Annotated in this window: 11 protein-coding genes, 1 tRNA gene and 1 pseudogene; 7 read left to right on the top strand and 6 right to left on the bottom strand. The window is 44.2% G+C overall.

Annotation, left to right across the window (positions count from 1 at the left end; translation table 11 throughout):
• Positions 1 to 3: 3 nt before the first annotated feature.
• Complete coding sequence (locus IPP86_12025; protein ID MBL0139242.1) at positions 4 to 2,400, top strand: DEAD/DEAH box helicase family protein; 2,397 nt, start codon at positions 4 to 6, stop codon at positions 2,398 to 2,400.
• A 308-nt stretch (positions 2,401 to 2,708) separates the two neighbouring features.
• Here the strand turns inward: IPP86_12025 and IPP86_12030 are convergent.
• Positions 2,709 to 2,791 (bottom strand) — tRNA-Ser (locus tag IPP86_12030).
• Positions 2,792 to 2,916: 125 nt separating this feature from the next.
• On the opposite strand from IPP86_12030, the gene IPP86_12035 reads away from it, so the two are divergent.
• From IPP86_12035 to IPP86_12045, 3 genes are all read left to right on the top strand, one after another.
• Positions 2,917 to 4,206 carry an MFS transporter gene (locus IPP86_12035; GenBank protein MBL0139243.1) on the top strand — a complete coding sequence of 430 codons (1,290 nt, stop codon included), beginning with the start codon at positions 2,917 to 2,919 and terminating at the stop codon, positions 4,204 to 4,206.
• Between the two features lie 79 nt (positions 4,207 to 4,285).
• The gene (locus tag IPP86_12040) at positions 4,286 to 4,657 is read left to right on the top strand and encodes a CoA-binding protein (GenBank protein MBL0139244.1); all 372 of its coding nucleotides are present in this window, start codon (positions 4,286 to 4,288) and stop codon (positions 4,655 to 4,657) included.
• Positions 4,658 to 4,885: 228 nt separating this feature from the next.
• Positions 4,886 to 5,521, top strand: a complete 636-nt coding sequence (locus IPP86_12045) for a DUF433 domain-containing protein (GenBank protein MBL0139245.1) — start codon at positions 4,886 to 4,888, stop codon at positions 5,519 to 5,521.
• Between the two features lie 302 nt (positions 5,522 to 5,823).
• On the opposite strand, the gene rplS is transcribed toward IPP86_12045, so the two are convergent.
• The 3 genes from rplS to IPP86_12060 form a co-directional block, all read right to left on the bottom strand.
• Positions 5,824 to 6,171, bottom strand: a complete 348-nt coding sequence (gene rplS, locus IPP86_12050; protein MBL0139246.1) for a 50S ribosomal protein L19 — start codon at positions 6,169 to 6,171, stop codon at positions 5,824 to 5,826.
• Positions 6,172 to 6,270: 99 nt separating this feature from the next.
• A complete protein-coding gene (gene trmD, locus IPP86_12055) occupies positions 6,271 to 6,951 on the bottom strand; it encodes a tRNA (guanosine(37)-N1)-methyltransferase TrmD (protein MBL0139247.1) in 681 nt (226 codons plus the stop codon).
• A gap of 172 nt (positions 6,952 to 7,123) precedes the next feature.
• Positions 7,124 to 8,032 (bottom strand): hypothetical protein, encoded by a 909-nt coding sequence (locus tag IPP86_12060; GenBank protein ID MBL0139248.1) that lies wholly within the window; start codon positions 8,030 to 8,032, stop codon positions 7,124 to 7,126.
• A gap of 316 nt (positions 8,033 to 8,348) precedes the next feature.
• On the opposite strand from IPP86_12060, the gene IPP86_12065 reads away from it, so the two are divergent.
• From IPP86_12065 to IPP86_12075, 3 genes are all read left to right on the top strand, one after another.
• Positions 8,349 to 8,846, top strand: a complete 498-nt coding sequence (locus IPP86_12065) for a hypothetical protein (GenBank protein MBL0139249.1) — start codon at positions 8,349 to 8,351, stop codon at positions 8,844 to 8,846.
• 292 nt (positions 8,847 to 9,138) lie between these two features.
• Positions 9,139 to 12,519: a PKD domain-containing protein gene (locus IPP86_12070; protein ID MBL0139250.1), complete on the top strand. Its 3,381-nt coding sequence runs from the start codon at positions 9,139 to 9,141 to the stop codon at positions 12,517 to 12,519.
• Positions 12,520 to 12,687: 168 nt separating this feature from the next.
• Entirely contained in the window at positions 12,688 to 13,908 is a 1,221-nt protein-coding gene (locus IPP86_12075; protein ID MBL0139251.1) for an alanine dehydrogenase, read from the top strand.
• Positions 13,909 to 13,921: 13 nt separating this feature from the next.
• Here IPP86_12075 and IPP86_12080 read toward each other — a convergent pair whose 3' ends face one another.
• Positions 13,922 to 14,569, bottom strand: a complete 648-nt coding sequence (locus IPP86_12080; protein MBL0139252.1) for a ribulose-phosphate 3-epimerase — start codon at positions 14,567 to 14,569, stop codon at positions 13,922 to 13,924.
• A gap of 442 nt (positions 14,570 to 15,011) precedes the next feature.
• Positions 15,012 to 15,878, bottom strand: a pseudogene (locus tag IPP86_12085) (sigma-70 family RNA polymerase sigma factor).
• Between the last annotated feature and the right edge of the window lie 147 nt (positions 15,879 to 16,025).

A 16,025-nucleotide genomic window follows, 5' to 3' on the forward strand; every position in this document is an offset into this window, starting at 1 on the left:
ATTATGAACGAATCCGAAACCCGTGCCGAACTCATCGACCCCTGGCTAAAAGCTTGTGGTTGGGGAGTTGTGGAGGGTTCTAGAATTTTAAGAGAATTTCCTATCACCGCCGGAAAGATTCAGGTGGGGAGCGGTCGTGGCAAGAAACTCACCGCGGATTACGTATTGGTGTACAAAGGAATTAAACTCGCCGTTGTCGAAGCCAAGAGTGATGAATTGGAAGTTGGCGAAGGTGTGGCGCAGGCCAAACAATACGCGGAGAAACTGAAGCTGAACATCACCTATTCCACCAATGGAAAAGAGATTTACAAAATCTCGATGGACACGGGCAAGGAAGCGCTGGTAAAACAGTTTCATTCTCCGGAAGAATTGTGGAACCTCACGTATGCCAAAGAAAATGAGTGGAGAGAAAAATTCTCGGAGGTTCCTTACGAAGACAAAGGCGGGACATGGCAACTTCGTTATTACCAGGAACTGGCCGTAAAGAATACACTGGAAGCCATCGCCAATAACAAAAACAGAATCCTGCTCACCCTCGCCACCGGAACAGGAAAGACAGCCATTGCATTCCAGATCGCATGGAAACTTTATCAGTCACGCTGGAACCTTTTACGCGACGGCAAACGCAGACCGAGAATCCTCTTTCTCGCCGATCGGAACATTCTGGCGGATCAGGCTTACAATGCTTTCTCGGCTTTTCCCGAAGATGCCCTGGTGCGGATCAAGCCCAAAGAGATCACAAAAAAAGGAGGCGTGCCCACTAACGGCAGCATCTTCTTTACCATTTTCCAGACCTTCATGAGCGGCACCGACAAAGAAGGCAAACCCGCTCCATACTTCGGCGAATACCCCAAAGACTATTTCGATTTTATCGTCATCGACGAATGTCACCGCGGCGGCGCAAACGACGAAGGAAACTGGAGAGCCATCCTGGAATATTTCTCTCCCGCCGTTCAGCTGGGTCTTACCGCAACGCCTAAACGTCAGGACAACGTAGATACTTACAAATATTTCGGAGAACCCGTCTATGTCTACTCGCTGAAAGAAGGCATCAACGACGGCTTCCTCACGCCTTTCAAAGTCAAACGCATCCAAACCACCCTCGACGATTACATCTACACCAGCGATGACACCATCATCGAAGGCGAGATCGAAGAGGGAAAACTTTATACCGAAACAGATTTCAACCGCATTATTGAAATTAAAGAACGCGAAGCAAAGCGTGTGAAGATTTTTCTTGATCAGGTCAATCAGAACGAGAAGACCATCATCTTCTGCGCTAATCAGGAACACGCCGCCGCCATTCGCGATCTGGTGAATCAATATAAGAAAAGCACGAACCCGAATTACTGCGTGCGAGTCACCGCGAACGACGGCGAAATCGGCGAGCAGTTTCTCCGCGAGTTTCAGGACAACGAGAAAACCATACCGACTGTTCTCACCACTTCTCAAAAACTCTCCACCGGAGTTGATGCCCGGAATATCCGGAATATCGTATTAATGCGCCCAATCAATTCCATGATTGAGTTTAAGCAAATTGTAGGACGGGGAACACGATTATTTGACGGCAAAGAATTTTTCACGATTTACGATTATGTTGACGCCTATAGATTGTTCGCCGACCCGGCTTGGGATGGAGATACCCTTCCATGTGAAGTTTGTGGCAAAGTGGTTTGTGAATGCGAAGGAAAAACAGTAACACAACGAGAGCCATGCAAAGTATGTGGTAAGTCACCTTGCATTTGCATTCAAGATACACCGCCACCTTGTTACAAGTGTGGAGAAAGTCCTTGTGTTTGCGACAAGAAGGTAAAAATCAAGATCAAACTCAAAGACGGAAAAGAGCGCGAGATCCAGCACATGATTTCCACCTCATTCTGGAGTTCGGATGGTAAACCTATCTCGGCAGCAGAGTTCATGGAAAGTCTTTTTGGCAAACTCCCTGAGTTGTTCAAAAGCGAAGCTGAATTAAGAAAAATCTGGAGCAACCCACTCACCAGAAAAACGCTCTTGGAAAAACTCGAAGAAGCCGGTTTTGGCAAAGACGATTTATTAACACTACAGAAACTGGTTAACCTCGAAAAGAGCGATTTGTTTGATGTCCTGGACTATGTTTTTAATTCAGAAGCAAAAACCATGACCAGGGAAGAAAGAGTTGCAGCATCACAAGCCACCATTTTTGCTCTCTTAAACAACAAGCAAAAAGAGTTTATCGAATTTGTTTTAAGCAAATACATTGAATCAGGCGTCGAAGAACTTGATCAGGAAAAATTGCCCATACTTCTCACAAATAAATATCAATCACTGGAAGATGCCAAAGATGTCCTTGGCGAAGCAGTTGAGATAAGTTCTTTATTTGTGGGCTTTCAAAAGTATTTGTATGAACAAAAGGTTGCATGAAGTTTAGCTAAGGAAGATATTTGGAAAATGTATTTCAATTTTATTAAACTTTTGTTGGTAGATTTTTAGTTATAGCTTCAGTTGAACTAATACAAAGGTGATTTTTTCTCTTGATGAAAATTCTTTTTTGCACAATGAAGAACAGTTGGGTTAAAATAAATTGAATCAGGAATCTAGGAGAATTTAAACTGAAATTCATTACAAATTGAATTGTGTTTTTCCAAAAGGGACCGCGATCATAAATTCAAGTGAATTGATATTAGAATAGAAATTCCGTTCCACAAAAAGTGAAACGGAATAATCAAGCGCGGAGAGAGAGGGATTCGAACCCCCGGACCGTGAGGTCAACGGTTTTCAAGACCGCCGCGATCGACCACTCTGCCATCTCTCCGGGGGCGAAATTAATAGAATTCTTTAATACGGGAAACTTATATCTGTTTTATTCGATTTTTTTTGAGGCTCGGTACTAGGGCTTTTGAGCAGATAAATTTTACATTCGCATGCTGAGCATTGATTATGAAAGCAGAAGGAATCAAAAACCCATTGAACATGCTCGTGATCGTGGCATCACTGGGCTATTTCGTCGATATCTACGATCTCATTCTCTTCAATGTAGTCAAGAAGGAAAGCCTTGAAGCTCTTGGGCTTGGAGGAGCAGGGCATGAGTCCAACGAAATTTTTCTCTTTAATTGCCAGATGATTGGCATGCTCACCGGAGGTATTCTCTGGGGCATCCTGGGCGATAAAAAAGGCCGGCTCAAAGTGCTTTTCGGTTCTATCCTCCTGTATTCTATCGCCAATATCGCCAATGCCTTCGTCACCGATATGACCAGCTACGCGACGGTTCGCTTTATCGCCGGTCTCGGTCTGGCCGGAGAACTGGGCGCGGGAATTACCCTCGTAGTAGAAACCATGAGCAAGGAAACCCGGGGCTACGGAACCATGCTCATTGTGACTTTCGGAGCCCTCGGAGCGGTCTTCGCTTCGGTGGTCGGAAAGGAGGGAGCCTTCTTCGCGAATTATCTCAACGAACATTTCGGAACGGCTTTCGTCGGCTGGCAGATGGCCTATATCGTGGGCGGCGCTTTGGGATTGTTCCTGCTGCTGCTGCGAATCGGAACGATGGAGTCGGGGATGTATACGCATGTGCGTAAAGAAGCAGGTGTAAAACGCGGGAATTTCTTTTCACTCTTCAGTAACAAAGAGACCTTTGTCAAATACATCAGCTGCATTTTTATTGGTCTGCCCATCTGGTATATAATCGGTGTACTGGTTGCACTGAGCGTTGGCCTCACCAAAGAAATGGGCATCGAAGGCGTGGTCACCGGAACGGCGATCATGTATGCATACATCGGTTTGTCGTCCGGAGATCTGCTCAGCGGTTTGCTGAGTCAGTATTTTCAGACCAGAAAAAAAGTGGTGATCGGTTATCTGGTGCTGTCGGTGATCCTGGTTTTTGTCTTTCTCTTTCCGGTCTCGACATCGCTCAGCTGGTTCTATTTTCTTTGCTTCGCGCTCGGCACCGCGACAGGTTATTGGGCGCTTTTTGTGACCATCGCGTCCGAACAATTCGGTACCAATATCCGTTCAACTGTTACCAATACTGTCCCCAATTTTGTGCGTGGAGCCGTGGTGCCCATCACACTTTTGTACAAGGCCTGCGAGCCGCTTTTCGGCGCGACGGCTCATGCAAAAGTGTACAGCGCTTTGCTCGTCGGGGTGATCTGTTTTGTCCTTGCCATCTGGGGAATCCTGTCGGTGAAAGAGAGTTTTCACAAGGATCTGAACTACATCGAGGAGTGTTGAAAAGCTCCTTGAAAATACTTTTTGCTAAATATATATAATGTTGTTTATCAAATAATTATACTACTTCAAATAAAGTCAATTGCCGGAACAAAAAACATATACTTTGGTCATCGGAGCCAGCCTCAAACCTGAGCGTTATTCGAACAGGGCGGTGCTTGCTTTGCGCCGGCACGGACATGCTGTTCATGCCATCGGCCTCCGTTCCGGCACGATCGGCGACGTCCAAATCCAGACCGGCAAACCACCTTTTTCTGATGTCGATACAGTGACTCTTTATCTCGGTCCGCAAAACCAGGGAGAGATGATCGACTACATTTTCAGCCTCCAACCCCGACGAATTATCTTCAACCCCGGCGCCGAGAATGAACCTTTCGAAAGATTGGCGCAGCAAAAAGGAATTTTTACTGAGGAGGCATGCACGTTGGTTTTGCTTTCTACGGAACAATATTGAAAATGCTGTGGACCGAATATTTTTTATTCCTCTTGAATTATTTTAATAAAAGAAACAGCCTATAAGATCTCCCTTTTGTTAAATCATTATAAATAATTGCAAACTAAGTGATTAGACTCTGTTTTCTCTTTTTTGATAATAACCTATTTTGATCTTTGTTGTATAAATTGAGTCCTGTATTATAATTGCAGAAATTATATTTATCTTAAGGAAAAGAAATTTGATTTTATGACAGACAATAAAGCCAGATTGGGAGAAGGTGTTTTCTTGGTTGCTGATGTAGCTAAGATCCTGGAATTGCCTTTGCCCAAAGTGAGATTCTGGCTGCTTGAATTCTGGAATAAGAAATTTGGTTTAGAACATGGCAAATACAGCTTTGGTGAAGATAAAAACAGGGCAGTAAACTTCCTGACCCTAATTGAGTTTATTGCTTTTGCAAAATTGAGAGAGCAGGGAATCAGTGCTCAGAGAATTCAGAAATTTCACAAACACTTATCAGGAATTCTGGATACGAAATATCCTTTTGCAGAGACCAAATTATTGACCGATAAGAAAGATCTTTGGTATGAGCGTTACGATGAGATTGTCAGACATGATGGTAAGAGCCAGATGACCTTAAAAAAAATCGTAGAGCCCTATTTAAGAAAAATTGAGTTTGATAAAAACAGGATCGCCAGGCGCTATTTCCCTTTGGGGAAGGCTAAAAATGTTGTCATTGATCCTGAGCATCAATTTGGACAAGCCACAATTGTTGGAACGAATATCAAAGTGAAAACGATTTATGCCTTGTACGAGGGTGATGAATCGATAGAGAACATCTGTGAATTGTATAATCTGAAAGAAAGCAAGTCACAGATGCAATAACATACTGTGAAAAGCTCGCAGCTTAGTACTTGACATTGGCTCAAAAAGTGCTTAGTGCGCTTAGTGCTTAGTGCTTAGAGGTTGGTTCTTGTTTCTAATTAATCAACTTTCAAATCAAGACCCAAAAAAATCAACCCGGAACAGACAATCTGGAACAATTTTAGAAAAATCTACTAAGCACCAAACACTAATTAACAAGCACTAACCTCTAAGCACTAACCACCAAGCTCTAAGCACTAAAAACCCCCGAGCAAAAAAAAACCTCCCGTTGTTCACAGGAGGTTTCGTCATTTAAATGAGGATTAAGATCTCTTCTCTTCGATACGTGCTTTCTTACCAGAGATGTTTCTGAGGTAGAAGATACGTGCACGGCGAACGATACCGCGTTTGTCAACGACGATCTTGTCGATCTTTGGGCTTTGTACAGGGAAGATACGCTCAACACCTACGCCATTGGAGATTTTACGAACGGTAAAAGTCTCTGTCATGCCGCCACCTTTGCGTTGTAATACAACGCCCTGGTATTGCTGGATACGCTCTTTGTTTCCCTCGATAATTTTATAGAAAACGGTGACAGTGTCACCTGCTTTAAAGGCCGGGGTTTCACGCTTTTCAACGAAGCTTTGCTCTGCTATTTTCACTAAATCCATGGTGCAATATATTTTCGACTCGGGTTGTTCCGAAATCGGACGGCAAATATAGACAAATATTTAATACAAAAAATACTAAAATCTTCTCTTTTTCCGGTTTTATTCCCCTTTTTGGAGGTTTGGACGGCGGATTTTGGTCCGCTCCAGGGACTTTTCATGCCTCCATTTGTCGACTTCCGGGGTGTTTCCGGAGAGCAAAATATCGGGCACTTTCCAGCCACGGAATTCGGCCGGACGGGTATACACCGGAGGAGCTAAAAGATCGTCCTGAAAGGAATCGGAAAGGGCAGAGGTTTCATCGTTGAGCACGCCGGGCAACAAACGAATGATGGCATCGCAGACAACAGCGGCTGCAAGTTCTCCTCCGGATAAAACATAGTCGCCGACAGAAATTTCACGCGTGATAAAATGTTCGCGGATGCGTTCGTCGATGCCTTTGTAATGTCCGCACAAAATCATGATGTTGCCTTTCATGGAATATTGATTCGCCATTTTCTGATCGAACAAATCTCCATCCGGACTCATGTAAATAATTTCGTCGTAATCTCTCTCTGATTTTAATTTTTCGATACAGGCGACAACAGGTTCTATCATCATCACCATGCCCGCGCCACCACCGTAAGGTGCATCGTCGACAGTCTTGTGTTTGTTCGTCGCATAGTCCCGCACATTGTGCACGACCACTTCCGCGAGACCCTTCTGGATCGCACGTTTCATGATCGAATGCCCGAAAGGACTTTCGAGCAAGCCGGGTACTACGGTGAGGAGGTCGAAGCGCATTTGTCGGGGTTTAAATGTTCGATGGGGAGTTCTAGGGTGAATTCGTTTTAAATGATGGGTTGAGGTATAAGGTATAAAGTATAAGGTATTAGTGCAGTGCGCGGGAAATACTTTATACTTTATACTTTATACTTTATACCTTATACTTTATACCTAATACCTTATACCAAACTCACCGAATGCTCTTCAATTTCTCCTCCACCATCTTCACCGCCGCTTCCTGCTTGATAATCGCTTCTTTCTTGGCGGGGATGAGGTCGTCGGTGTTGAGTTTGATGGTTTTTTCGCGGGACTTTATTTTGTCTTCGAAATCGTCGATGTCTTTGTGCATGCTTTCGTTGTCGCTCTGCAGACGCTTCTTTTGTTTGCTCAGCTCTTTGAATTTTTTGTCTTCAGCGGTTTTCGCTTCGGGTGTGCCCTGGAAGGATTCGAGCAGTAATTTCTGACGCATCACTTCGTCCGATTTTAATTCGGATTCTTTTTCGTTGATCTTGATTTCGCTTTTCAACCGGTCGATGGAGCGTTCGTACTCCTTGATGTTCTTTTCTGATCTTCCGTTTTGCGCGTTAAGATCGTCGAGATCTCTGTTGAGTTCAGAGAGCGAACGACGGGAAGCTTCGAGTTCGTAATCGACAGCTCTTTTGTATTGCTCCACAGCAAACTGTCGAACCAGACGGATAATTTTTTCGCTCTTGTTGACATCAACAGAAGAAGACATGAAAATCGAATCGTTCCAATGGTAAAAACTGATGAAACGAATGCCGTTATCGGCTGCTTCAGCTCTTGCAAAAACGGTGAAGGTATCGAGTCCCAATGAAGGGATCACGGCTTGAGAAAGGATGAGCTCCTTGCTTTCTTCTTCCACAGATTTTTTTGTGCCTTGTTTGATGTATTTCTTCCAGCCGGAAAGCACGTCTTTCATCTTGGCCTGGGGAATGACAACAGAAAATGATGGCTGAGCGCCCAGACTGCTGGCGTTCATTCCTTCGGTGACGGTCAGGGAGTCCTGGGCAATGAGGAACCCGGGGAAGAACAAAAGGAGCAGGAAGGATAAAAGCTGTCTTCTCAATTTCGGAGGCATAATGCAGTGTTTTTGCAAAGGTGGGAGAAAGCTTGGTAAAAACAACATCAGGACCACAGATTTACCTGATTTTTTTGATTTTTTGATTTTTTTATTGTGAAGAAAAATTCAGGGTTTATGGATTGATTTGGTGAAATGAACTTTCTGCGTGGACCAGGTCATTATTTGCTTTGTGAAAGTAATTTTTGATTGAATTTCTTTGGGAGAATTCATTTGAATTCTAGAGGTAAAATGAAGAGGATGATTTTTGTCATTCGAGGGAATATTATTTTGAAAGCACATTTGTAAAACCTATTTTTGAGCATACTGCGTTATCATGAAAAGCTTACTGACAAAGGCCTTCGGAACATTATTGTTTCTCCTGATTTGCGTGAATATTTCTTTCGCGCAAAAGGAAAAAGAAAAACCTGCCGATCCCGATTACAAAAACAATCCTGTCTGGATATCGATGATCGATAATCCTTCCACAAATTATTACGAAGCCATCAAGGCCTATGATACCTATTGGCAGTATCACGAAAAGCCCATGGGTGAGGAGGAAGAGGAAGGTTTCGTGAATGAATCACGCAAAGAGAAGGAAGAAGCCGAAGAAAGAGAAAAAGAACGCGAACAGCGCAAACTCAATAAAGGCGAACCCGACAAACTCACTCCCGAAGACATCCAACGCATGGAATTCCGCGACCGGATGACCTATCAATGCAAACGTTTCGAGAATTGGAAAAAGGAAGTGTTGCCGTTTGTGCAGGAGGATGGGAGGATACTTACTTTGGAGCAGAGGCGGGCTTTTAAGGGGAGTGGAATTTTTAATTATTAATTATTAATTTCGGGGTGGGTGGGTGGGGGGGGAGGAGAGGAAAAAAAAATTATGGAACAGAGGCGGGCTTTGAAATGAATTGTGAATTTTGAATTATGAATTATGAATTCGGGGTTGGGAGGTGTGGGACAGAGGGGGAAAAAAAAAGGGGGGGAAGGAAGAAAAAAAAAAAAGGAGGTTGATAGGACATGAGTGGAAAAAAATTATAGGTATCAACTTATAACTAACATCTAACATCTAAATTCTAACATCTAACAACTAACAACCAACCCGGAACCCGAAACCAAATCAGATGAAAGTGAAAACGAATTATACTTTTCTAGTCCTTGCAGTGCTCGCCTTCTGTCTTTATAGGACGAATATAAACGCTCAGTCCAACTGGAGTGCTGTATTGCCGACGAAGTTTCCGACGAATGCGAGCGGGCAGATTCATGGGATCAGCAGGGTGAGCCAGATGAAATTTCATCCGAGCAATCCGAACAAGATGTACGCGGTGAGTGCGCGGGGTGGATTGTTTATCACCACTGACGGAGGCACTAACTGGGCCGTCACTCCGGGAACTGATTTTATGCCTTATGCAAGGCTGGCTTCGGTTTGTGTGGATTTTACCAATGATCAGATTTTGTATCTGGGAACAGGTGATCATGATTATTATTATAGCGGTGCGGGAGTTTGGAAATCGACAAACGGTGGTTTGACATTTTCACAAACAGCGCTGACTTCAAGACTTGTCGTGGACATGATCATGGATCCGAATGATCACAACATCATTGTCGCGATCACGGATGCGGGAATTTACAAGACCTATAATGGCGGTACCAGCTGGACCGCCAAGACTGCGACGACAATTGCTTTCGACGATCTGCAAAGAAAAGCAAACGCGACTTCGAGAGTGTTGTTTGCGACCACTACCGGATCGGAATTGTATCGTTCCACCGACTTCGGTGAAACATGGACACAGATCACATCCGGAATTTATATCCCGGCAGGATTTACATCCGGAGCAGGTTGCCGCGTGGCGGTGACACCTGCGGATAGTAGTGTGGTTTACTTCGCGATGGTGGTCAAAGGCGGAACGATTTTTAAATCTACGGATGGTGGTACCACCTTTACAGCGGTAAAAGATATCGTTCCGGATTATCTGACTTATTATTCCAATTCATCCACATCATCGACACAAGGTGATTACAATTTTGGTATCGGTGTGGATCGAACCAACGCGAATATTCTCTACCTCGTCGCGCACAATGTCTGGAAATCTGTTGATGGAGGAGCGACATGGACACAGCTCACCAATTGGTGGCAGATGGTGCATACAGATATGCATCAGATTACCGTGAGTCCGTACAACTCCTCACAACTCTGGAACATGAACGATGGAGGAGTGTGGCTCAGTACAGATGGCGGAATCAACTGGACTCCGAAGAGTGACGGAATTTATGGTTATGAAATCTACCATGGAAATTGCAGTCCGACCCGTAAAGACATATTCAGCATCGGGACACAGGACAATGGAGAATTGTATGCCACTTCTCTCGGCTGGTACACCAATCGTGGAGGTGACTGGGGTTCGCAATGCACGTTCGATTACAGGACGAATAGTACCATGGTTTATTATCATGGGAACAACAAACGTCGTGTGGTAAATGGTAGTGATGCAACCTACGGCTTGCCTGCACAGGTAACGCTTTTGCAAGGGCTTGCTTTTAACCGGAGCAATACCAATCTGGCTTTTGTGGCCGATACTTTTATTTACCGAACGACCAATATCCAGGCTGCTACACCAACATGGACACAGATTGCCAATCTGGGCAAGAAGATCATGGCCATGCATTCTTCGGTATCGGATGTCAACCGTTTGTATGTCATCACTGCTGACGGGATGATTTATGTTTCGAATGATGCACTTGCCGCGACACCGACTTTTGTTTCCTATGCTATACCGAATACGACGAACAATGCCGCAAGTATTACCACCGTCGCGAATTCATCGAGCACGATTTACATCACCGCGAATACAAGAGCTTATCGCAGTACCAACAATGGCGCGAACTGGACGGACATCACTTACAATTTGCCTTCGGTGAATCATGTGAGAATCCTTTCCGATGAGTATGCAACGAATGAACTGATGTTTGTGGCTAGTAACAATGCTGTTTATTACAAAGTCGCGAATGCACTCAGCTGGACACTTTTTAATTCCAGTCTGCCTTCCCGACCAACGGTGATTGATTTGTCTTTCTTCAATGACAATACACCGAACACTGCTCTTCGTGTGGCAACATATGGAAGAGGAATGTGGGAAGCTTCGATTACCACGCTGCGTGCATTGGCCGCGAGTTTCGCTGCGACGGATACAAATCCTTGTGTTGGAGGGACTGTGCAGTTCAGTGATCTTTCTACAGGGAATGTCACCACCAGAACATGGTCATTCCCCGGGGGAACTCCATCGACTTCCACAGCCGCACTTCCGACGGTAGTTTATTCTTCCGCGGGAACATATTCGGTAACGCTGACAGTTTCGGATGGAGTAAGTACAAGTACTGTAACCAAAAATGCCTACATCACTACCAACGGAACGAGTCTGCCATTGGCGGAAAGTTTTGAAGGAAGTTCAAATCCTCCTGCGGGATGGAAAAATATTGATAACGGAACAGCGGGATATTTATGGACAAAAGTTTCTACGGCCGGAGGTTTTGGTACATCGGCGAATTCGATGATGTATGATAATTACAGCTGGAACGCGCAGGGCAACAGGGATGATTTGCAAACGTGCAGACTGGACATGACTTCATACAGTTCCGCGACACTCACCTTTGATGTTGCCTACCAGGTTTTCACAGGATATGTAGATTCACTCATTGTGATGGTTTCTACAAATTGCGGTGCGACCTTCACAAGATTGTATGCAAAAGGAGGTACAACTTTGTCGACTGCAGGAAGTGGCAGCAATAATTTTGTGCCTACAGCTGCACAATGGAGAACGGAGACGATAAGTCTCAATGGCTATGTGGGTCAGCCGGGAGTAATTATTCAATTTGAGAATTACAATGGCTTTGGAAATAAATTGTACATCGACAATATCAATGTGAGTGGAAATCATCTGGCATTGAGTTTGAATTTAACGGCGCTTGTACAGGGATTTTATCTTGGTTCAGGTGTCATGAATGCCTCTGTGAACCCGGGGACTTATCCAACATTGAGTGATTCGATTACTGTTGAACTTCGAAGTCCGGTTTCACCGTATACGGTTTTACAGTCGACCAAAGCATTGATGCAAACAAACGGGACCATTTCTCTGAATTGTACCGGAACATTTTACAACACTTCCTGTTACTTTGTATTGAAACACAGGAACTCGCTTGAAACATGGAGCGCCGCTCCGGTCTTGCTGAATGCTTCATCGATCTTTTATGATTTCACAACAAGTGCGAGTCAGGCTTATGGAAGCAATCTGATTCTGAGCGGAGGGAAGTATTGTTTGTACAGCGGTGATGTCAACCAGGATGGATTTATCGAAGCTGTGGATTTGGCACAGATTGAAAATAAGTCACAGCTCTTTTCCACCGGATACATTGTCACAGACATCACCGGCGACAGGATGGTAGAATCAGAAGATTACAGTCTTGCCGAAAACAACGGACAATTGCTGCTCTTCGTAGCAAAACCATGATTGTCAGAAGATTTACTAAAAAAAGGATTTAAAGCTCTGACTATCAAGGCTCCTGAATTGCTGAAAGCAATTCAAAAAATCATAGAAATCAAAAGAATCACCTAAATCAGTGGTCTCTTTTGATATATTGTTTAAAGCATACATTTGTGCTCTTTTTAGAAATACAGAATGAAGAAGATTAAAGTTGCGATCATCCGCGAAGGAAAAGTTCCACACGATAAGAGGGGGCCGTTTACGCCAGAACAATGCAAGGTTATTCTGGAACAATTTCCAAATGTTGAATTGGTAGTTCAGCCAAGTGAATGGAGAAGTTTTAAAGACAGTGAATATGTCGCGCAGGGAATAGCGTTGCAGGAAGATTTATCGGATTGCGATATTCTGATGGGAGTGAAAGAAGTTCCGAAAGCGGATTTGATTCCCGGGAAAAAATATTTTTTCTTTTCACATACGATCAAGAAACAGCCGCACAACCGTGAGTTGCTGAAAGCCTTGCTGGCAAAGAAGATCCAGACGATCGATTACGAATGCCTGGTCGATAAAAACGAAAACCGCATCATCGGTTTTGGTCGTTTCGCGGGAATTGTTGGCGCCTACAATGGCATCATGGCATACGGTTTAAAATACAATCTCTTTGATTTGAAACCGGCGCAATTGTGTCATGATAAAAAAGAACTTTTCAAAGAGCTGGAAAAAGTACGTTTACCGAATATAAAAATCGTGATTACCGGTGGAGGCAGAGTAGCGAACGGAGCCTGTGAAACGATGGGAGCTTTGGATTTAAGAAAAGTGACTCCCTATGAATTTCTAAATTATACTTTCCGTGAACCGGTGTATGTACAATTGCATTCGGAAGATTATTATGTGGCAAAAGATGGTTCAGCCTTCAGCAGCTGGGATTTTCATCATAAACCGGATGGTTACCGTTGCAAATTCAGTGATCCCGGATCTTTCGCGGGTGTGACGGATTTGCTGATTCATTGCACTTTCTGGGATCCGAGAGCGGATATTTTGTTCAGCAAATCACGCATGCGCGATCCTGATTTCCGCATCAGTGTGATTGCCGATGTGACCTGCGATCTGAACGGAAGCATTCCAAGCACGACCAAAGCGACAACGATCGATAACAAATATTACGGTTATGATCCGATGACGGAGGAAATTGTTGATTCGTTCAACAAACAAGGCATTACGGTAATGTCGGTAGATAATTTACCCTGCGAATTGCCAAGGGATGCTTCGGATGGTTTTGGAAAACACCTGATGGAAAGAGTGCTTCCTTCTTTGTTTGGTGAAGATACCGATGGAGTGATTGAACGGGCTTCCATTACAAAAGACGGAAACCTGATGCCGCGTTTTGAATACCTGCGCGATTACGCGGAAGGTAAATAGGAGCGGAGGAAAATTAAATAGCTTTCAGTTTAGCAATAGTTCCGGCGGGATCCGCGGAAGAAAAAACCGTATTGCCTGCAACGAGCACATCCGCGCCCGCTTTGATGAGTGATGACGCGTTTTCAAGATCCACACCACCATCAATTTCAATTTTCGCTTTGGAATTCTTTTTCGCGATGATGTTGCGGAGCTGTTCGGTCTTCAAAATAGTATTCGAGATGAATTTTTGTCCGCCAAAACCCGGATTCACGCTCATCATACACACCAGGTCGATTTCATGAATGACATCTTCCAGTAAAGTCACCGAAGTGTGCGGATTAATCGCGACACCGGCCTGCATTCCTGAATCTTTGATATGCTGAATGGTACGGTGCAAATGATCGCAAGCTTCGTAATGCACCGTTAGTATCGCCGCGCCGGCATCTTTGAATTGCTGGATGTAACGATCCGGATTCACAATCATCAGGTGCACATCCATCGGTTTTTTCGCGTGCTTGAAAATTGATTTCATCACCGGAAAACCAAAAGAAATATTCGGAACAAACACACCGTCCATAATATCCACATGAAACCAGTCGGCCTGGCTGTTGTTGATCATCTCCACATCACGTTGCAGATTACCAAAGTCGGCGGAGAGGATGGAGGGAGCGATGTAGGCCATTTTTAATTGCTGATTGTTGATTGTTGATTTTTGATTGGGGACGGGGGACTGGGGATTGCTGATTGCTGATTTTGGATTGTTGATTGGGGTTAAGCTGATGACAAAAGTAATAATTGAGAGTAGATTTTGGATATATTTATTAAAGTGTATTCTCGGTTGAAATTGTTCAACCCGTCCGTCCCCCGTCCCTCAATCTACAATCCAAAATCAGCAATGAAAACCAATTTTCTTAGATGTTGGGTTAGTGGTTTTTCAAATTGTTGGTGTCGTCTCTGAGGTCTTTAGGTAAATTGCACTAAATTGGTTTCTTAAATGAATGCATTGCCCCCGTCCCCCAATCTACAATCCAAAATCAGCAATCAGCAATCCCTTCCGTCCCTAAAATAAAAGGAGAGAACCAAATTTGATTCTCTCCTTTTATTTAAAAAGCGTGTATAGAATATTACCCTAAATAGGTCTTCAGAATCTTGCTGCGTGAGGTATGCTTCAGGCGGCGGATGGCTTTTTCCTTAATTTGACGGACACGTTCGCGGGTGAGGTCGAAACGTTCTCCGATTTCTTCAAGCGTCATCGGTTGTTCGCCGGCGGCAAGGCCAAAATAGAGACGGATGACATCCGCTTCACGCAATGTAAGCGTTGACAGGGCACGTTCCACTTCACGACGGAGGGACTCAGTAATGAGTGTCGCGTCAGGGTGGGGCTGGTCGTCGTCACCGAGGACGTCGATCAGGGTGCTGTCTTCACCTTGTTGCAAAGGGCATCCATCGAAACGTGGCGACCGGAGGTACGCATTGCTTCTTTGATGTCATCAACCGAAACCGACATGGATTCAGCGATTTCTTCCGGAGAAGGTTCACGTTCATATTCCTGCTCCAGTTTGGAGAAAGTCTTGTTGATTTTGTTAATCGAACCGATTTTATTGAGCGGAAGACGAACAATACGGGACTGTTCGGCCAAAGCCTGCAGAATCGACTGACGGATCCACCAAACCGCGTAGGAGATGAATTTAAATCCACGGGTTTCATCAAATCGTTGGGCTGCTTTAATCAGTCCAAGATTGCCTTCATTGATAAGATCACCAAGGGTAAGACCCTGGTTCTGATATTGCTTCGCTACTGATACAACGAATCGCAGATTCGCTTTAGTAAGTCTTTCAAGAGCTTTCGGGTCTCCTTTTTTTGATCAACTGTGCGAGCCGCACTTCTTCTTCCGCGGTGATCAACTCCACGCGTCCGATTTCCTGTAAATACTTGTCCAACGAGGCTGTTTCCCTGTTGGTAACCTGTTTTGTTATTTTTAGCTGTCTCATCCTCTGCTCCTGATTGTTAGAAAAAATCTGATGTATTTCTGAAAAAGAATACGCATTTGAAACGCTGAGCATTTGTGTATGTTTCAGCAATTCTCAAAAAACCAATTGAATTCTTACAAAATCCCTGTTTTTAAATTTTAACTAACT

It is taken from the genome of Bacteroidota bacterium (genome assembly GCA_016720935.1).
Lineage (GTDB): Bacteria > Bacteroidota > Bacteroidia > AKYH767-A > 2013-40CM-41-45 > JADKJP01.